Origin of the sequence: Niveibacterium microcysteis (assembly GCF_017161445.1) — a bacterium.
Lineage (GTDB): Bacteria > Pseudomonadota > Gammaproteobacteria > Burkholderiales > Rhodocyclaceae > Niveibacterium > Niveibacterium microcysteis.
The window spans coordinates 1,031,222-1,048,448 of sequence record NZ_CP071060.1; the positions used below are offsets into that span (position 1 = coordinate 1,031,222).

Consider the following 17,227-nt stretch of genomic DNA (forward strand, 5'->3'; position numbering starts at 1 on the left):
CTGCTGATGAATCGCTTTCGCTTCCAAGTGCTTGCGCTGCTGTTGATGTTGCCGGGCATCGCGAGTGCGGCAGCGACGTGTTCCCCGCTGCTCGATCACCGCTTCAAGCGCTTGTCCGGTAGCGAGACGTTTTCGATGTGCGACTACGCCGGCAAGGTGCTGTTGGTGGTGAATACCGCCAGCTTCTGCGGCAACACGCCGCAGTACGAAGGCCTCGAGCGGCTCTACCAGAAGTACTCCGGCCGCGGACTGGTCGTAGTCGGCTTCCCGTCGAACGACTTTGGCCAGCAGGAGCCGGGCAGCGAGAAGGAGATCGCCGAGTTTTGCAAGATGACCTACGGTGTGAAGTTCCCGATGGCGGCGAAGACCTCAGTGGTCGGTGCCGCGGCGCATCCGTTTTACCGCCAGCTCGCCAAGTCGACAGGCGCAGCGCCCTCTTGGAACTTTCACAAGTACCTGATTGATCGCAGCGGCAATCGCGTTGTGAGTTTTGACAGCGGCATGCAGCCGGAAAGCCCGGCGATCGTGGCGAAGATCGAATCGCTGCTCGCTGCGCCCTGAGTGGGCGCGACATTTCAGACGAGAGGGACTCGCGATGCACATGCATGAATTCAACGCGCGCTCATTGGCGCAAGGGCCACGCCAGCGCATTGCCGTTGTCGGCTCGGGGATCGCTGGCTTGGGTGCGGCGTGGCTGCTGCGCGAGCAGCACGATGTGGTGGTGTTTGAGGCGGCCCAGCGGCTGGGCGGGCACACCAACACGGTGGATGTCACGCTGGAAGGTGTTACGCATGGGGTGGATACCGGCTTCCTGGTATTCAACCGCCGCACCTACCCGAACCTCTGCGCGCTGTTCGCGGCGCTTGATGTACCGGTGGTCAACAGCGACATGAGCTTTGCGGTGAGCGTTGCCGAGCCCGATATCGAGTGGGCGGGCAGCAGCCTCGCCACGGTTTTCGCGCAGAAACGCAACCTAGCCCGGCCGGCCTTCTGGCGCATGCTGCAGGACATCGTGCGCTTCAATCGCGAAACGACCCGCGAGGCGCGCGAGCACGCACTGCCGCCGATATCGCTGGGCGACTACCTCGATCGCAACGGCTATGGCGTCGAGTTCCGCGACTGGTATCTGGTACCGATGGCGGCGGCGATCTGGTCCTGCCCGCCGCGTACGATGCTTGAATACCCGGTCGCAACCTTCCTGCAGTTCTGCCACAACCACGGGCTGCTGCAGGTGAGCGATCGGCCGCAATGGATGACGGTGAAGGGCGGCGCACGCGAGTACGTACGCCGCATCGCCGCGCAGTTGCCGGAGATCCGCCTGGGCTGCCCGGTGGGCGGTGTGCGGCGTGAGGCCGGCAAGGTGGAGCTGCTCACCGCGGGCGGCGCGGAAGTCTTCGATCAGGTGATCTTTGCCTGTCATTCCGATCAGACCCTGGCCATCCTTGGCAGTGCGGCCACGCCGCTGGAGCGCGCGGTGCTCGGGGCGGTGCGCTATCAGCCCAATCGCGCCCTACTGCACACCGACCCGGCGCTGCTGCCGCGCCGGCGTTCAACCTGGAGCGCGTGGAACTACGCCGCCAGCGCGGGCGCGTCCGCCGACCGTTCGGTCGCGGTGTCCTACCTGATCAACCAGCTCCAGCCCTTGCCATGGAAGACGCCGGTGGTGGTGTCGCTGAACCCCTTCCGCGAGCCGTCGCCGTCGCATCTGATTGCAGAAATCGACTATGCCCATCCGGTGTTCGACGCGGCCGCCGTTGCTGCGCAAGCGCATCTGCCGATGCTGCAGGGGCGCAATCACACCTGGTTCTGCGGTGCCTGGACCGGTTATGGCTTCCATGAGGACGGCCTGAAGTCGGCGGTGGACGTGTGCAGCGTGCTGGGTGCGGTCGCGCCGTGGAAGGCCGAGCCAGTGCGCGTCGAGGCGCGTGCATGAGAGCGGACACCGCTCCGCGGCTGTGCCTGGGGGGCGTGATGCACGCTCGCCATTGGCCGGTCATGCACCGCTTTGCCTATCCGCTGGCCTGGGTGCGCCTGCCGCTTTCGCGTCTGCACGAGGCGGGCAACGTGCTATTTGGCGTCGAGCGTGCTCGCCTGTTCTCGTTCCGTTATCGTGATCATGGTGCGCGCGACGGCAGCCCGCTGCTGCCCTGGATTCGCGCGCTGCTGGCTCAGCATGGGTTGGCCGAGGCCTGTAACGGCGAAGTCGTGCTGCAGACCTTTCCGCGCCTGATGGGCTTTGTCTTCAACCCGGTCAGCTTCTGGTTCTGCCATGACCGGGCGGGGGTGTTGCGCGCGGTGCTGTGCGAGGTGAACAACACCTTCGGCGAGCGTCACAACTACCTGGTCGCGCATCCGGACGCGCGCCCGATCGTGAGTGGCGACAGCTTCCGCTCGAGCAAGGTCTTTCATGTATCGCCGTTCTTCCCGGTGCGCGGGGAGTACCGATTCCGATTCGCCGAGCGCGGTAGCGTCGCGAGTGTGGCGATCGATCTTTTCGACGCTGGCCGCCATCAGCTGACGACCCGCATGTCAGGCCGCGCCGAGGCGTTGTCGGCGCCGGGACTGATGCGCGTGGCCCTGCGTTTTCCGTTCATGACGCTGGGCGTGGTCGCCCGTATCCATTGGCAGGCGCTGAAGCTGTTCCTCAAGCGCGTGCCCTTTCACCGCAAACCCGTTCCGCCTCTCAAGGAGACGACATCATGAGCGCGATCGAAAATACGCTCGCTTCCCGCATCGACCTGTTGCCGGGCGCCGCGAACGCGGTGCTGAAGATGCTCGGCGCGATGCGTGGCGGCAGCCTGGACATCACCCTGCCGAACTCCGAGCGGGTGAACGTGGGCGAAGGCCACCGCGTTGCGAGCCTGGAGATTCGTGATTGGGGCGTGTTCGAGACGCTGATCAGCAAGGGCTCGATCGGCTTTGCGGAAGACTTCGTCAACGGGCTCTGGCGCACCGACAACCTCGCCGCGCTGCTCACGCTCTCGGCGCAGAACCGCGATGCGATGAGCCGTGCGATTCATGGCAACGCGCTGCGTTTGCTCGGCTACAAGATCTGGCATTCGCTGCGTGCAAACACCCGCAAGGGCGCGCGCCGCAACATCGAGGCGCACTACGATCTGGGTAACGATTTCTACCAGCTCTGGCTGGACGAAACGATGACCTACTCCAGCGCGCTATTCGCCGAGCCGCACCAGCCGTTGGCCGAAGCTCAGCGCGCCAAGTACCGCCGGATTCTCGAACAGCTCGGCGCCAAGCCCGGCCAGCGCATCCTCGAAGTGGGCTGTGGCTGGGGTGGCTTTGCCGAGATCGCGACGCTCGAATATGGCTGCGAGGTATTGGGGCTCACGCTGTCACCGGCCCAGCTCAAGTTCGCGCGCGAACGGGCCGAACGCGGCGGCTTTGGCGAACTCGCCGCGTTTGAGTTGTGTGACTACCGCGACGTGCGCGGCCACTACGACCATATCGTATCGATCGAGATGTATGAGGCGGTGGGTGAACGCTTCTGGCCGTCTTACTTCCAGCAACTGCGCGACCGCGTAGCGCCCGGCGGGCGGGTCGTGATCCAGGCGATCACGATCGAGGATTCGTTGTTCGGCTTCTACCGCAAGAACCCGGACTTCATTCAGCGCTACATCTTCCCGGGCGGAATGCTCGCGTCGCCGGAGCGTATCCGCAAGCAGGCGGCCAAGGCGGGGCTCGAGGTGGTGGACGACCTCGCGTTCGGGCTTGACTACGCGCGCACGCTGGCAATCTGGCATGAGCGTTTCAACGCGGTGCGCGAACAGGTTGCGGCGCAGGGCTTCGACGAGCGCTTCATGCGCCTGTGGCAGTTCTACCTCGCCTACTGCGAGGCGGGCTTCCGCGCGGGCTCCACCGATGTGCACCACTACACCTTCGCCGCCGCACCGGCCTGAGCGGATCATGCGCGCCATCCGCTGCTTCCTGATCCTGCTGGCTGTGAGCCTGGGCTTGCCGCTCGCGGCCAACGAAGGCGCGCGCGCCTTGCCCGAGGCGCTGCGCAGCCAGACGAGCGAGTGGCGGCCGCTTGGCGCCGGAGAGATGACCTGGTTCGGCCTGCGCCTGTACGACGCGCAGTTATGGACGGCGGGGCCCAGCTTCCGAGGCGCCTCGCCTTACGCGCTGGCGCTGACCTACGCGCGCGATTTCTCGGCCGAACGCCTGGTTGATACCAGCGTGGAAGAAATGCGCCGACTGGGCATGCGTGACGAAGCGACGTTGGAGCGCTGGCGTGCCGAACTGGCGCGCGTGTTTCCCGATGTGCGCAAGGGCGATGTGATCGTGGGCGTGCACTGGCCCGATCGCGGCGCGGCCTTCTACCACCGCGGCCAGCTTACCGGCGAGGTGCGCGATCCGGCCTTTGCGCGGGCGTTCTTCGGCATCTGGCTTGACCCGCGCACCCGCGCGCCGGAGTTGCGCTCCCGCTTGCTTGGCAGCGCGTTATGACGCTTGGCATCGCGCGCGTTGCGGCAGGCGCGCCGGCGTCGCTCGCACGTCTGTTGGCGTACGGCGCGCTGGCGGTGCCACTCGCCTTCGCGGCATTGCCGATGTATGTGCATGTGCCGAAGCTCTACGCGGACACGCTTGGCCTGTCGCTCGGTGCGGTCGGGGCGGTGCTGCTGGCGGCGCGGCTGGGCGATGCGGTGGCAGATCCGCTGCTGGGGCTTTGGAGCGATCGCCTGCAGGCGCGGCGCAGGCTCACCTTGCTGGCGCTGCCGGTGCTGGCGCTGGGCATGGTCGGCTTGCTGCGACCGCCTTCAGGGGCAGGGCTGACCTGGCTCGCCGCGATGCTCGTGGTGGCGTATGCCGGCTACTCACTGGCCAGCGTGAACTACGCGGCCTGGGGGGCAGAGGCTGGCTGCGATGCCGGCGAGCGCACGCGCTTGACTGCTGCGCGCGAAGGCTGTGCGCTGCTGGGCGTGGTGCTGGCGTCGGCGCTGCCCGAACTGCTTGCGCCAGATCAGGCGCAGGGGCTCGTGCGGCTGCTGTGGGTGTTCATTCCGCTGCTTGGCCTGGCCGCGTTGCTCAGCGCACGCTTCGCACCCTTGCCGCGCGCGCAGCTGCATGCGCCCGGCACCGTCGGCCGCTTTGAGCAGGCGATTGCGCCGTTGCGGGACCGACCGGTGCGCGCTCTGATGGCGATCTTCGCCCTCAACGGTATCGCGGCGGCAATTCCGGCAACGCTGTTCCTGTTCTTTGTGGCGGACGTGCTGGCGCGCGAGCGCTTGTCGGGGCTGTTCCTCGCCACCTACTTTGTCAGCGGCGCGCTGATCCTGCCGTTCTGGGTCCGCCTCGCTACGCGCATCGGCAAGGTGCCAGCCTGGTTTGCGTCAATGTTGCTCGCGGTACTGGCGTTCGGCTGGGCGGTGACGCTGGGTGAGGGCGATGTGATCGCCTTCCTCGTGATCTGCGTGATGTCCGGCATCGCGCTGGGTGCGGACATCACGTTTCCGCCCGCGCTGCTGGCCGATCTGCTGGCACGCCCGGCGCGCGCCGCGGCGGGTGGCATCTACTTCGGCTGGTGGAACCTCGTCACCAAACTCAATCTCGCGCTCGCTGCGGGCGTCGCGCTGCCCTTGCTCGATTGGCTTGGTTACCGCCCGGGCGCACGCGACGCGGGTGCCTTGCTCGCGCTGGCCGCGGTGTATGCCGTGTTGCCGATCGCGCTGAAATGCGCCGCCGCTGCGCTCTTGTGGCGGCTTCGAAAGCATGTGGAACCTGAAGGAGCTTCCTGATGAAGACTTGGCTGATCGCGGCCATGACGGCGCTGGTGCTTGGCGGCTGTTCCAGCGTCGATATCGCGGACTACCGCAACGAGAAACCGCAGCTCGATCTGGCGCACTACTTCGACGGTACCGTCGACGCGTGGGGTGTGTTTCAGGACCGTTCCGGCAAGGTGGCGAAGCGCTTTAAGGTGACGATAGCCGCGCAGTGGCGCGGCGAGGTCGGTACGCTCGACGAACACTTCGAATACTCGGATGGCAGCACGCAACGCCGCGTGTGGACCGTGACAAAGCTGGCGGACGGCCGATACACTGGCCGTGCTGACGATGTGGTGGGTGAGGCGATCGGTGAGGCGCAGGGCAACGCCCTTCGCTGGCGCTATACGATGGCCTTGCCGGTGGATGGCAGCGTCTATCACGTCGCCTTCGACGACTGGATGTTCCTGATGGATGACAAGACGATGCTGAACCGGTCCTTCATGACCAAGTTTGGTGTCGAGCTCGGGCAGGTGACGCTGAGCTTTCGCAAGCGTTAGCAGGTACACATGGCGATGAATCAGCCGATTCGTGACTGGCGCGGCAAGCGTGTGTGGATCGTCGGTGCTTCGACGGGAATCGGCGCAGCCCTAGCGGAATCGCTTGCGGAGCAGGGCGCTCATCTTGCGCTGTCGGCCCGGCGCGCGGAGCGTTTGCGCGTCTTCGCCGCTCGTTTCCCCGGCAGCATCGCGATACCACTCGATGTGGCCGAACATGCCACCTTGCTGCCCGCGGTGTTGCAGCTGCTCGACCTGTGGGGTGGCATCGACGTGGTCGTCTTCAATGCCGGCACCTACACGCCGATGCATGCGTGGGACCTCACCGTCGAAGGCGCACGCACGACGATCGAGATCAACCTTATGGGCGTCATCAACGGCGTTGCGGCCATCGCGCCGCAACTGCTGCAACAGGGCGAAGGCGCCATCGTGATTGTTGGCAGTGTCGCCGGCTACCGCGGCTTGCCCAAGGCGCTGGCCTACGGGGCATCGAAGGCCGGCGTGATCAACTTCGCCGAGTCGCTCTACATGGACCTCGCGCCGCGCGGCGTGAGCGTCTTTCTGGTGAACCCGGGATTCGTCGAAACACCGCTCACCGCGCAGAACAAGTTCCGCATGCCGGCACTGATCACTGCGGCCGAGGCGGCCGATGCGATCCTTCGCGGCATCGCCCGCGGCCGCTTCGAGATTCACTTCCCGCGCAGGTTCACCCTGCTGCTCAAGTTCCTGCGCTTGCTCCCTGAATGGCTCTACCTGCGTGCGGTGCGGCGCGCGACTGGCGCATGAGCACCCAGTCAGCGCTCGACGCGCTGGTTGATGCCTACGAGAGGCTGACGCTGGACAGCGTGGACGCGCTCGCCGCGCGCTATGCCACGGAAGCGAGCTTCAAGGACCCGTTCAACGAGGTGGTCGGACGCGCGGCAATTGCCCGCGTGTTCCGGCACATGTTCGAGCAGGTGGATGTGCCGCGGTTCATCGTGACGGGAAGATTCCCGGCGGAGGGCGCGGCGATGCTGACTTGGGAGTTCCACCTGCGCTTCCGCGGCGAGTCCGCGGAGCGCGTGATTCGCGGTGCGAGCCACCTGTGCTTCGATGCGCAGGGGCTGGTCACGATGCACCGCGACTACTGGGATGCGGCTGAGGAGTTGTATGCCCAGCTGCCGGTGCTGGGCGCCTTGATGCGTTTTCTGCGGCGCCGGCTGGCGACGCCGCAGGCCTGATGCCTCAGTGCGCGGCGGCCTTCGGGGCCTTGCGCGGCGGGGGCAGTTCGCGCGCGGCTTCGGCGGCTTCCGCCTGATCCATCGCTTCGGGGCTGAGGTAGCGGTAAGCCAGGCCGACGAACACCGCGCCACCCACCACGTTGCCGAGTGTGCTGAAGATCAGGTTGTATACCGCTTGCCCGAAGGTCAGCCCGCCGTGGCTCAGCAGCGCCATCGAGAAAGTGCCCATGTTGGCGATCGAGTGCTCGAAGCCGAGGTAGAGGAAGATGAACACGACGAGGATCATCGCCACGATCTTCGCGAGGTCTTCCTTCAACTGTAGTGCGACCCACACCGCGAGGCAGACCACCCAGTTCGCGAGGATGCCCTTGAAGAAGATCACTTGCGCAGCCTGCTCGGCCTTGTGTACCGCGCCCTGGTTCAGCGCATGTTCCGGTGGCAGCGAGTCGAGCACGCCTGCGAAATAGAGCAGCGCCGTGAGCACCACGGCCCCGATCAGGTTGCCCAGGTAGCAGACCACCCACAGGGCGACCGTCTGCGGCCAGCTCGTCTTCCCTTCGGCTGACGACACCGCGAGGTACATGTTGTTGCTGGTGAACAGCTCGGAGTTGGTGAACACGATCACCGACAGGCCGACGCCGAAGAAGAGGCTCGCCAGCACCTTGCCGAACGGCGTGTCGTGCAGGTTGTTGAGCAGCGACCAATACACCAGTACGACGATGGACAGGTACATGCCTGCCAGCACCGCGCGCATCAGGTAGCGGCCCGGGTCTTCCTTCAGCAGCGAGAATTTGCGCAATCCGCTGGCTGCGGACTTCTCGACGATCGGACGTTCCATTTCGCTTGATTCCTTGGTTTTGTCGTCAGGGGAATGACACCGCGTGCGTTGTCATCGCAAGCAGTTTCCTTGCACTTTATGTGTCCGACTTGCTCGCGTTTGCGCTGAGTTCAGCGTTTTTGACATCCATCAGGCGTAGGGCGCGGATCTAAAAATCGCTCTATGGGTCGATAAGCGGCGCTGTGTTCCGCTTGGGCCCACGTTGAGGTTTAGCGCGCAAATCCGCAATCCGCCACGGTGATTGGCGGTAAGCGCGAGGGCAGGCGGCCGCTGGCGCGTCGCATGGCGCGCGCGCGGGCGGTCAGGCGACGGGCCGGAGGAGGCTCAGAGCCAGGGCAGGGCGGTGAGGTCTGCGCCGGCGACAAGCTGCGCGTGCAGCGTGGTGACGGCGTTGCGCACCGGTTCGGTCATCGGGAAACCGAAGGCGACGATGTCGGGCTGGATGCCAACGAAGAGCACCTGCGGCACCGTTTCGCGCAGCCGCTCGATCAGGAAGCTGAGCGGCAGGTTGTGCGTGGTCATGATGAACATGTCGGCGATGTTCGCATCGTCGACCAGGCGCACCTCGCCGGGGGCGAGCGCCATGTCCGCCGCGTCCACGATCACGACGGTCTGCGGCGCGAGCGCCTGCACCTGATGTGCGACGTTCTCCGGCGCGGAGCCGCCGTCGATCGCCGCCCAGCCGCTGGCGGGCGCGTTCGTGAGCAGTTCGGCCAGCAGCGGGCCGACGCCGTCGTCGCCCATCATGCTGTTGCCGACGGTGAGGATCAGGTCAGGCATCGCGGTGCTTCGCGATCAGGTAGATCGCAGGTTCGGCTTCGATATCGGCAAGCGACTGGATCAGCCGCGTCGCCCACTGGTTCTCGGTTTCGCTGTAGCCCGGGCGGGCGCCGTCCAGCGCCCTGGCGAGCAAGTGCGTAGCCGTGCTGTCGATGTTGATCTCGCCCCATTTGAGCAAGCCTTCGAGTTTGCTGCGGGCGGCGCCCTCCGGCAGCTTCGCGAGCCAGGCGGCGTAGTCGTCGGCCGGGCATTCGAGGATCGGCTTGAGGCAGTCGATCACGCCGATATGGTGCCCGATCGCGAGCGAGTAGTAGACCACCTGCTTCGCCTCGGCCGGCATGTCCTCCTTGCGGTCGAGGAACTTCTGGCCGAGCTGGTAGAAGATGACCTTGCCGCTCACGCGGTCGCTCCGCCGATTCCGAGGCAGGTGCTTTGCAGATGGGCAAAGATCTCCGACAGACGCGGGTCGTCTTTCTCCGCGAGGTGTTCACGCGCACGGGCGACGAACCCTTCCGGCGTCGGCGCAGCGACCATCAGGCCCATGAAGTCATCCGCGATGCGTCCGCCGTGCAGGTAGCCCGCCATGCGGCGCGCCTCGCGTTCGATCAGCACCCGCAGATCCAGCGGTACGTCCGGGTGCCGCACCTGCGCGACTTCGCCCTCGGCTTCCTGATGGTGGCTGCCCTTGAGCTTCTGGTTGAGCAGCCCGAGCGCGACCGCGAAGCCGTAGATCGTCGCAGCCGGGGTCGGCGGGCAGCCGGGGATGAACACGTCGACCGGGACGATCTGGTCAGTGCCGCCCCAGACGCAGTACAGGTCGTGGAAGATGCCGCCGCTGCAGCCGCAGGCGCCGTAGGAGACGACGATCTTCGGATCGGGCGCGGCGCGGTAGGCGCGGATCGCTGGCATCCGCATCGAGCGGGTGACTGCGCCGGTGAACAGCAGGATGTCGGCATGGCGCGGCGAGGCGACGACCTTGATGCCGAAGCGCTCAGCATCGAAGACCGGCGTGATCGCCGAGAAGATCTCGATCTCGCAGCCGTTGCAACCGCCGCAGTCGACGCGATAGACGTAGGCGGAACGCTTGATGTCGCCGAGCAGCGTCTGCTTCAACTGCGCGATGTGCTCGCTCTCGCTGATCGGAGTCGGCATGCCCTGCGCGTTGCGGGGCGCGAATTCGATGGGCTTGTTCATCTCAGCCTCGCTTCACGAAGGTTTCCGGCTCGACGCTGCACAGCGCCTGTTTGCGCTTGCAGTCGGGGCAGGTCTCGAACTGCGGGCGCATCGCTTCGGCTTCGGCCTCGGAGAGCCCGCTGTGCACCATCAGCGCCATCGTGAACTCGATCTCCTTGCTCGGCGCGAAGGGCGTGTCGCAGGCGACGCAGCGGGTCAGCGAAAACGTTGCCCGTTGCATCAGGTCTTCCTTGCGGCCCACCGCCAGCTCGAAGTCGGGCGACAGCGCGATCGCGCGGGTCGGGCAGACTTCCTCGCAGCGGCCGCAGAAGATGCAGCGCCCCAGGTTGAGCTGCCAGGTGCGCTCGCCGCGCTCGGTGTTGGTGTGCATCGTCAGCGCATTGGGCGGGCAGGCCACCACGCAGGCCGCGCAGGCGATGCACTGCTCGGCGGTGAACTCGGGCTTTCCGCGAAAGCCCGGACTGACCGGCATCGGTGCGAACGGGTACTTTTCAGTCGCCTCGCCCGCCTTGCGGATGATTTTGAGCAGCTTGAACATCCATCAGCCCCTTACTTGAGCGGCGAGTTCTTGCGTTCGCGACCGTAGCGCTCGATTTCCTTGTACGGCACGGTCGTGGATTTGCCCTTGTTCACATCGACCAGCGTGACGCGGTCGGTGCAGGAGTAACAGGGGTCGATGCTGGCGACGATCAGCGGCGCGTCGGACACGGTGTTCCCGCGCAGCATGTAGCGCAGCGGCGGCCAGTTCGCGTAGGTCGGCGCGCGGCAGCGCCAGCGGAACAACTTCTGGTTGTCGCCGATCATGCTCCAGTGGATGTCCTCGCCGCGCGGCGCCTCGGCGTAGCCGAGCGCGAAGCGGTGCGGCTGGTAGCTGAACCCTTCGTTGAGGATCGGCCCTTCCGGCATGTTGGCCAGCGCGTGTTCGATGATCACCAGCGAGTCGTAGAACTCCTTCACGCGGATCAGCACGCGCGAGAGCACGTCGCAGCCGTCGAGCACATGCAGGCCGAAGGGCAGGTCGGGGTAAGCGGCGTAGGGGTGATCGATGCGGATGTCGCGCGCGTAGCCGCTGGCGCGCACCACCGGGCCGACCGGGCTGAAGTCGCGCGCCACCTTCGGGTCGAGCCGGCCGACGCCCTGCGTACGCTGGGTCAGGTTGGGCGTGGCCATCAGCATGTCGACCAGCGGCGTGATCTCGCTGCGCAACTCGGCGATCAGCTTCAGCGTCTTGTTGCGCTCGTCCTTGTGGATGTCGCGCCGCACGCCGCCGATCAGGTTCATGCCGTAGGTCTTGCGCGCACCGGTGAGCAACTCGGCCATCGTCATGGCCTTCTCGCGTACACGGAAGAACTGCATGAAGCCGGTGTCGAAGCCGACGAAGTGGCTCGCGAGACCAACGTTCAGCAGGTGGCTGTGCAGGCGTTCGACTTCGAGGAAGATGCTGCGGATCGCCTTGGCGCGGGCCGGCACCTCGATGCCCAGCGCGTTCTCCACCGAGCTGGCGTAGGCCACGCTGTGCGTGAAACCGCAGATACCGCAGACGCGGTCGGCGAGGAAGGTCACCTCGTCGTAGCCCATGCGGGTTTCGGCGACCTTCTCCATGCCGCGATGCACGTAGAACATGCGGTAGTCGGCGTCGACGATGTCCTCACCGTCGACGAAGAGGCGGAAGTGGCCCGGCTCGTCCGAGGTGATGTGCAGCGGGCCCAGCGGCACCACGCGGCTCTCGCCGCCATCATTGACGAACTCGTAGGTCTCGGTGTCGGAGGTCGGCGCCGGACGCTGGTTGTAGCCCATCGTGTCCTTGCGCAGCGGGTGCAGGTCTTCGGGCCAGTCGTCCGGCAGCACCAGGCGGCGCTGGTCGGGCAGGCCGACCGGGCGCAGGCCGTACATGTCGCGCACTTCGCGTTCGCCCCACACGGCGGCCGGCACTTTGGGCGTCACCGAGGGGAACTCCTGCTCCACCGGGTCCACCAGTACGCGTACCACCACCCAGCACTTCACGCCCTGTTCCATCGACAGCACGTAATAGACCGCAAAGTTGCCGTTCAGCGTGCGCTCGTCGTTGCCGAACAGCACCGACAGCCAACCGCCCTGGTCGTAGTACAGCCAGGCGACCACATCTGGCAGGGCGTCGGGCTTCACCGTGACGGTGACCTGGTCGGCGGTTTGCCATTCAACCTCCAGCATCGCGGCGGGGAACTTCTCCGCCAGCCCGGCGATGTAGTTGCGGCCCACGCGGGATTCTTCTGCTACGGACATGCTCTGGGTCTCCTTTCCCGGGGCGCTTCTTATTGGGCCGCTGGCGCAGCGTCGGGCGACGGCGTGGCCGCCGCGTCGGGTGCCTGCACTTGTGCCATCTGCGGCTGGCTGCCTGTCTGAACCTGTGCGGCGGCACGGGCCAGCAACTGGCTGACCGGCGCCGGAGCACGAATCCCCATCACCAGCATCGCGACCAGCAGCACGCCCATCGGCAGCAGCGTCAGCGCGCCGGTGTCGCCACGCGGAATGCCTTCCGGCGCGGCCCCGAATACGGTGGCGGCGAGCATGCGCACCAGGCCCGCCAGCACGATGGTCAGCAGCAGCAGACACAAACCGATCAGCCACGGGTGGCCGGCTGCGAGGCCGGCGGTGACGACCATGAACTCGCTGATGAAGATGTTGAAGGGCGGCACGCCGCCCAGCGCGAGCGCGCCGGCGATGAACAGCGCGCCGGTGACCGGCGCTACCTTCAGCACACCCTTCACCGAATCCATCGACGGCGTGCCGTACTTGATCAGGATGTTGCCGGAGCCGCAGAACATCAGCGCCTTCACGAGGCTGTGGTTGATCGTGTGCAGCAGCCCGGCGAGGATGCCCAGCGGGCCGCCGAGGCCGAACGCGAAGGCGATCAGGCCCATGTTCTCGACGCTGGAATAAGCAAGCAGACGCTTGATGTCGCGCTGCACGACGATGAAGAACGCGGCGACGCCCACTGACAGCAGGCCGAAGATCAGCAGCAGCGTCTGCGGGAATGCGGGGCCGACGGCTTTTGCGGCGACCATGCCGAAGCGCAGCACGATCAGCATTGCGCAGTTGAGCAGCACGGCGGAGAGCAGGGCGCTGATCGGGCTGGGCGCTTCGGAGTGCGCGTCGGGCAGCCAGGCGTGCATCGGGAACAGGCCGGCCTTGGTGCCGAAGCCGATCAGCACGAACACGAAGGCCAGCTTCACCAGCGTCGGGTCCAGCAGCTGCGCTTGCGCGAGCAGCGCCGTCCAGCTGGAGGCATCGCCCACGACCGGCAGCACCGCGACGCCGTTGGAGTACACCAGCACCACGCCGTACAGGCCGAAGGCTACGCCGACGGTGCAGATGATCACGTACTTCCAGGCCGCCTCGAGCGAGGAGCGTTTGCCGTAGAAGCCGACCAGGAAGGCCGAACCCAGCGTCGTCGCCTCGACCGCCACCCACATCATGATCACGTTGTTGGCGGTCACCGCCAGCAGCATCGTGAACACGAACAGGTTGAAGATGCCGTAGAAGTTGCACAGGCGGCCGACGTCGATGGCGCCATGCGCCAGCTCGTAGTTCATGTAACCGATCGCGTAGAGGCCGATCAGGAACCCCACCACGCCGATCAGGCCGAGGAAGACAGCGCCGAGGCTATCCACCTGCATCCAGCCGTGCAGCGCGGTGATCTGGTCGACCAGCAGCAACTCGCCGGCGAGCCTGAGCGTGCCGAGCAGCAGCACCGTCATGCTCGCAGCGTGGATCAGCGTGACCAGCGGCTTCGCGGCGGCGCCGGCCCAGCGCGATGCGAACGCGAGGGCCGAGGCGACCAGCGGGACCAGCAGCAGGGCGGGGAGCAGTTCCATCGAAGTCATGTCGTCAGCCCTTCAAGGCCGTGAGTTGTCGCACGTCGAGCGTGTTCATCGAGCGCTGGATGCGGCGCACCAGCACCACCATGATCAGCACCGCGAAAACCGCGTCGGTCGCAATGCCGATCTCGACCAGTTCGGGCGCACGCCAGGCCAGCAGCGCAAGCGTCAGGTGCGAGCCGTTTTCCATCAGGCAGAAGCCGAACACCTGCTTGAGGAGATTGCGCTGGCTGACGATGCATACCAGGCCGAGCAGGAAGTGGCCGAGCGACACGCCCAGCGCCGGCTTGAGCGGGTCCACCACCGCGAGATGTACCGATGAGACCGCGTAGCACGACAGCCCGACGATCAGGGCCGCCACGACGATCAGCACGGCCGGGCTCAGCACGCCGGGCAGGTCTTCCTTCTCCGGCAGCGTGGCGAGCGTTCGCAGCATGATCCATGGCACCAGCACGACCTTGGTCACGAAGGCGGAGAGGCCCCACCAGTACAGCTCGTGTGCGCCGTGGGTGTAGGCCAGGGTCAGGAAGATCAGCACCAGCACGAGCGATTGCGCGGCATAGAGGCGGGCTGCGCGGGTCGCGTTGCCGGCCATCGTCACCAGCAGTGAAGTGACGATTAGCAGCCCGGCCAGCGCGTTGACGATCAATGGTCCGTTCATGGGAACTCCTTAACCAAGCCAGCTCGCGGCGATGAAGCTCGACGCCACGCACATCACGATCAGCGTCACCAGCACGAAGCGGATCGCCAGCGGTACCGGCTGCGCCGTGGCCACCGCTTCGGACGCTTCGCCCGGCGTCGTGTCGCCGAACCAGCGCAGGAACCATGCGAAGCTCGCGACCGATTCGATCAGCGCGATCACCACCAGCGGCAACAGCAGCAGGTGGGCGGCGGAGAGCTGGAAGCCCGCGGTGAAGATCGGGAACTTGCTGAAGAAGCCGTTGAAGGGCGGCACGCCGGTGATCGATAGCGCGGCGACGCAGAAGCTGATGCCCAGCAGCGGCATGTGCTTGAGCAGACCACGCAGCGACGGCAGCATGCGGGTGCCGCAGCTGTAGCTCAGCGCACCGGCAACGAGGAAGAACAGGCTCTTCGCGAAGGCGTGGTTGAAGATGTGCGCCACGGCGCCCTTGAAGGCGAGTTCGGAGCCGAACACCGACAGCGACAGCGCCATGAAGATCAGCGACAGCTGCGAGATCGTCGAATACGCGAGCAGGCGTTTCATGTCGCGCTGCGGCAGGTACATCGCGAAGCCGTAGACCATGGTCACGACCGCCATCGTTACGCCGACCCAGCCGATCACTTCCGGCACCGCGCCAGCCGAGTACAGCGCACGAGCGAACAGGTAGACGCCCACCTTCACCATCGAGGCCGCGTGCAGGTAGGCCGACACTGGTGTCGGCGCCTCCATCGCATCCGGCAGCCAGGCGTGCAGCGGCAGTTGTGCCGACTTGCCCCAGGCCGCGACCAGGATGCCGAGGAACACCGCGATCTTGGCGCCGTCGTTCAGCTGCGCGAGGCCGGTGAGCGCGAAGGAGCCGGTGTCGACGAACAGCCATGCGGCCGCGAAGTAGAGGCCGATTGCGGCGATGTGCGTGATGATCAGCGCCTTGATTGCCGACTTCAGTGCCTTCGGCTTCTCGTAGTAGCCGATCAGCCCCCAGGAGCAGGCGCCGGTGATTTCGAAGAACACCAGCTGGCCGACCAGCGTGGAGGAGAGCACCAGGCCCGCCATCGCGCCGATGAACAGCAGCAGGAAGGCGTAGTAACGCGGGCGACCGTCATGCGGGTGCTCGCGATTGCCGTCGGTGAGGTAGGCGGTGGAGTAGGCGACCACCAGGAAGCCCAGCACGACGACCGCAACGCAGACCAACACGCTGAGGCGGTCGATCGTCAGGCCCATCAGGGAGGCCTGACCGAAGGACAGCAGATCGACTTCGCGTGCGAGCTTGCCGGCCTGGTCGAAGCCGATCGCGAGTGCAACAACCGCCGTCGCAGCGAGTGCCGAGAAAGCAGTAGCCACCCATTTGGCGAAACGCTGCGGACTCAGCGCGGTGATGATCGCGCCGAGGAAGGGCAACAGAATGATCGTGAGCGCAAGGTTCTCCATGATCCGTTTCAGAGCCCAGTGAGGTAGAAGACAAAGGCCAGCACCGCGCACCCGAAGCCGATCCAGGTCACGCGCGAGGTCATCAGGAAGCGGCCGCGCGCCATGCTGTTCTCGATCAGGCCGGCGAGCACGAAGATCGTCAGCAGCTTCAGCGGCAGTGCGACGACAGCGAGCGCGATGTCGCCGGCGGTGAAGCTGTCCAGGTTGCCGAAGGGTAGGAACACGCCGAGCAGGAACTGCGCGAGCACGATCTTCTTCAGACCCAGGCCCAGCTTCAGCACTGCGAGCGAGGCGCCGGAATATTCGGTCAGCGGGCCTTCCTGCAACTCCTGTTCCGCCTCGGCCATGTCGAAGGGCAGCTTGCCCATCTCGATGAACACGGTGAAGGCGAAAGCGACCATCGCCAGCAGGATCGCCATTGGCGCTTGCAGGTAGCCGCCGGAGATGGCCGCGCTCATGCTGCCGAGGTTGGTGCTGCCTTCGACCAGCGCGACGACGACCAGCGAGAGGATCATGGTCGGCTCGACCAGCACGCCCATCGTCACCTCACGGCTCGCACCGATGCCGGCAAACGAGCTGCCGGAGTCGAGGCCGGAGAGTGCGAAGAAGAAGCGGGCGAGCGCGAAGACGTAGGCGAAGGTGATCAGGTCTGCCGCGGCGCCGACTGGCGAGTGGCGGGTGAACACCGGCAGAGCCATCGCCAGCAGCAGCATCGCGCCGAGGATCACATACGGCGTCGCCTGGAATACGAAACCGGCGGAGGCTGGGGCGACATCCTGGCGCTTGAGCAGCTTCACGATGTCACGATAGTCCTGCAGCACGCCGGGGCCGCGCCGGGAATGCATGCGGGCGCGGATCATCCGCGAAATGCCGGTCATCAGCGGTGCGATGGCCAGCAGCACCAGCGCTTGCAGGACGGCGAGGCAGAGCAACTCGAAACTGGGCATGGCGGGC

Annotated in this window: 19 protein-coding genes; 9 read left to right on the forward strand and 10 right to left on the reverse strand. The window is 66.0% G+C overall.

Features of this window, described 5'->3' with window-relative positions:
* The first annotated feature begins 6 nt into the window (after positions 1–6).
* The 9 genes from JY500_RS04825 to JY500_RS04865 are packed head-to-tail and all read left to right on the forward strand — an operon-like array spanning position 7 to position 7,494.
* On the forward strand, positions 7–561 hold the full coding sequence (locus tag JY500_RS04825; RefSeq protein WP_206255232.1) for a glutathione peroxidase: 555 nt from the start codon (positions 7–9) through the stop codon (positions 559–561).
* 40 nt (positions 562–601) lie between these two features.
* Entirely contained in the window at positions 602–1,933 is a 1,332-nt protein-coding gene (locus JY500_RS04830; protein WP_172203582.1) for an NAD(P)/FAD-dependent oxidoreductase, read from the forward strand.
* A complete protein-coding gene (locus JY500_RS04835; protein ID WP_206255233.1) occupies positions 1,930–2,703 on the forward strand; it encodes a DUF1365 domain-containing protein in 774 nt (257 codons plus the stop codon). The genes JY500_RS04830 and JY500_RS04835 overlap by 4 nt, the downstream gene beginning before the upstream one ends.
* Positions 2,700–3,914 carry an SAM-dependent methyltransferase gene (locus tag JY500_RS04840; RefSeq protein ID WP_206255234.1) on the forward strand — a complete coding sequence of 405 codons (1,215 nt, stop codon included), beginning with the start codon at positions 2,700–2,702 and terminating at the stop codon, positions 3,912–3,914. The genes JY500_RS04835 and JY500_RS04840 overlap by 4 nt, the downstream gene beginning before the upstream one ends.
* A 7-nt stretch (positions 3,915–3,921) precedes the next feature.
* A complete protein-coding gene (locus tag JY500_RS04845; protein WP_206255235.1) occupies positions 3,922–4,464 on the forward strand; it encodes a chalcone isomerase family protein in 543 nt (180 codons plus the stop codon).
* Positions 4,461–5,753, forward strand: coding sequence for an MFS transporter (locus JY500_RS04850; RefSeq protein WP_206255236.1), 1,293 nt, complete (start codon positions 4,461–4,463; stop codon positions 5,751–5,753). Before JY500_RS04845 ends, JY500_RS04850 begins: the two co-directional genes overlap by 4 nt.
* The gene (locus JY500_RS04855) at positions 5,753–6,277 is read left to right on the forward strand and encodes a DUF3833 domain-containing protein (protein ID WP_206255237.1); all 525 of its coding nucleotides are present in this window, start codon (positions 5,753–5,755) and stop codon (positions 6,275–6,277) included. The genes JY500_RS04850 and JY500_RS04855 overlap by 1 nt, the downstream gene beginning before the upstream one ends.
* Before the next feature lie 9 nt (positions 6,278–6,286).
* The gene (locus tag JY500_RS04860; protein WP_246479791.1) at positions 6,287–7,060 is read left to right on the forward strand and encodes an SDR family NAD(P)-dependent oxidoreductase; all 774 of its coding nucleotides are present in this window, start codon (positions 6,287–6,289) and stop codon (positions 7,058–7,060) included.
* Positions 7,057–7,494, forward strand: a complete 438-nt coding sequence (locus JY500_RS04865; RefSeq protein WP_206255238.1) for a nuclear transport factor 2 family protein — start codon at positions 7,057–7,059, stop codon at positions 7,492–7,494. The genes JY500_RS04860 and JY500_RS04865 overlap by 4 nt, the downstream gene beginning before the upstream one ends.
* Positions 7,495–7,498: 4 nt before the next feature.
* On the opposite strand, the gene JY500_RS04870 is transcribed toward JY500_RS04865, so the two are convergent.
* From JY500_RS04870 to JY500_RS04915, 10 genes are all read right to left on the reverse strand, one after another.
* Positions 7,499–8,332, reverse strand: coding sequence for a formate/nitrite transporter family protein (locus tag JY500_RS04870; protein WP_172203589.1), 834 nt, complete (start codon positions 8,330–8,332; stop codon positions 7,499–7,501).
* A 324-nt stretch (positions 8,333–8,656) separates the two neighbouring features.
* A complete protein-coding gene (gene hycI / locus JY500_RS04875) occupies positions 8,657–9,112 on the reverse strand; it encodes a hydrogenase maturation peptidase HycI (protein ID WP_206255239.1) in 456 nt (151 codons plus the stop codon).
* Positions 9,105–9,512 (reverse strand): formate hydrogenlyase maturation HycH family protein, encoded by a 408-nt coding sequence (locus tag JY500_RS04880; protein WP_206255240.1) that lies wholly within the window; start codon positions 9,510–9,512, stop codon positions 9,105–9,107. The genes hycI and JY500_RS04880 overlap by 8 nt, the downstream gene beginning before the upstream one ends.
* Positions 9,509–10,306 (reverse strand): NADH-quinone oxidoreductase subunit B family protein, encoded by a 798-nt coding sequence (locus JY500_RS04885; protein WP_206255241.1) that lies wholly within the window; start codon positions 10,304–10,306, stop codon positions 9,509–9,511. The genes JY500_RS04880 and JY500_RS04885 overlap by 4 nt, the downstream gene beginning before the upstream one ends.
* A 1-nt stretch (position 10,307) precedes the next feature.
* On the reverse strand, positions 10,308–10,844 hold the full coding sequence (gene hyfH, locus JY500_RS04890; protein ID WP_172203593.1) for a hydrogenase 4 subunit H: 537 nt from the start codon (positions 10,842–10,844) through the stop codon (positions 10,308–10,310).
* Positions 10,845–10,855: 11 nt separating this feature from the next.
* Positions 10,856–12,568: a hydrogenase large subunit gene (locus JY500_RS04895; RefSeq protein ID WP_206255242.1), complete on the reverse strand. Its 1,713-nt coding sequence runs from the start codon at positions 12,566–12,568 to the stop codon at positions 10,856–10,858.
* A 29-nt stretch (positions 12,569–12,597) separates the two neighbouring features.
* Positions 12,598–14,160, reverse strand: a complete 1,563-nt coding sequence (locus JY500_RS04900; protein WP_246479793.1) for a hydrogenase 4 subunit F — start codon at positions 14,158–14,160, stop codon at positions 12,598–12,600.
* A 13-nt stretch (positions 14,161–14,173) separates the two neighbouring features.
* Positions 14,174–14,824, reverse strand: coding sequence for a hydrogenase 4 membrane subunit (gene hyfE, locus JY500_RS04905; RefSeq protein ID WP_172203596.1), 651 nt, complete (start codon positions 14,822–14,824; stop codon positions 14,174–14,176).
* Positions 14,825–14,833: 9 nt separating this feature from the next.
* Complete coding sequence (locus tag JY500_RS04910) at positions 14,834–16,273, reverse strand: hydrogenase 4 subunit D (RefSeq protein ID WP_206255244.1); 1,440 nt, start codon at positions 16,271–16,273, stop codon at positions 14,834–14,836.
* An 8-nt stretch (positions 16,274–16,281) separates the two neighbouring features.
* A complete protein-coding gene (locus JY500_RS04915) occupies positions 16,282–17,220 on the reverse strand; it encodes a respiratory chain complex I subunit 1 family protein (protein WP_172203598.1) in 939 nt (312 codons plus the stop codon).
* Between the last annotated feature and the right edge of the window lie 7 nt (positions 17,221–17,227).

Excerpts from the sequence above, each read along its gene's own strand:
- JY500_RS04825 (WP_206255232.1), top strand. The coding sequence starts at position 7 with ATGAATCGCTTTCGCTTCCAAGTGCTTGCGCTGCTGTTGATGTTGCCG.
- JY500_RS04830 (WP_172203582.1), top strand. The coding sequence starts at position 602 with ATGCATGAATTCAACGCGCGCTCATTGGCGCAAGGGCCACGCCAGCGC.
- JY500_RS04835 (WP_206255233.1), top strand. The coding sequence starts at position 1,930 with ATGAGAGCGGACACCGCTCCGCGGCTGTGCCTGGGGGGCGTGATGCAC.
- JY500_RS04840 (WP_206255234.1), top strand. The coding sequence starts at position 2,700 with ATGAGCGCGATCGAAAATACGCTCGCTTCCCGCATCGACCTGTTGCCG.
- JY500_RS04845 (WP_206255235.1), top strand. The coding sequence starts at position 3,922 with ATGCGCGCCATCCGCTGCTTCCTGATCCTGCTGGCTGTGAGCCTGGGC.
- JY500_RS04850 (WP_206255236.1), top strand. The coding sequence starts at position 4,461 with ATGACGCTTGGCATCGCGCGCGTTGCGGCAGGCGCGCCGGCGTCGCTC.
- JY500_RS04855 (WP_206255237.1), top strand. The coding sequence starts at position 5,753 with ATGAAGACTTGGCTGATCGCGGCCATGACGGCGCTGGTGCTTGGCGGC.
- JY500_RS04860 (WP_246479791.1), top strand. The coding sequence starts at position 6,287 with ATGGCGATGAATCAGCCGATTCGTGACTGGCGCGGCAAGCGTGTGTGG.
- JY500_RS04865 (WP_206255238.1), top strand. The coding sequence starts at position 7,057 with ATGAGCACCCAGTCAGCGCTCGACGCGCTGGTTGATGCCTACGAGAGG.
- JY500_RS04870 (WP_172203589.1), bottom strand. The coding sequence starts at position 8,332 with ATGGAACGTCCGATCGTCGAGAAGTCCGCAGCCAGCGGATTGCGCAAA.
- hycI (WP_206255239.1), bottom strand. The coding sequence starts at position 9,112 with ATGCCTGACCTGATCCTCACCGTCGGCAACAGCATGATGGGCGACGAC.
- JY500_RS04885 (WP_206255241.1), bottom strand. The coding sequence starts at position 10,306 with ATGAACAAGCCCATCGAATTCGCGCCCCGCAACGCGCAGGGCATGCCG.
- hyfH (WP_172203593.1), bottom strand. The coding sequence starts at position 10,844 with ATGTTCAAGCTGCTCAAAATCATCCGCAAGGCGGGCGAGGCGACTGAA.
- JY500_RS04895 (WP_206255242.1), bottom strand. The coding sequence starts at position 12,568 with ATGTCCGTAGCAGAAGAATCCCGCGTGGGCCGCAACTACATCGCCGGG.
- JY500_RS04900 (WP_246479793.1), bottom strand. The coding sequence starts at position 14,160 with ATGGAACTGCTCCCCGCCCTGCTGCTGGTCCCGCTGGTCGCCTCGGCC.
- hyfE (WP_172203596.1), bottom strand. The coding sequence starts at position 14,824 with ATGAACGGACCATTGATCGTCAACGCGCTGGCCGGGCTGCTAATCGTC.
- JY500_RS04910 (WP_206255244.1), bottom strand. The coding sequence starts at position 16,273 with ATGGAGAACCTTGCGCTCACGATCATTCTGTTGCCCTTCCTCGGCGCG.
- JY500_RS04915 (WP_172203598.1), bottom strand. The coding sequence starts at position 17,220 with ATGCCCAGTTTCGAGTTGCTCTGCCTCGCCGTCCTGCAAGCGCTGGTG.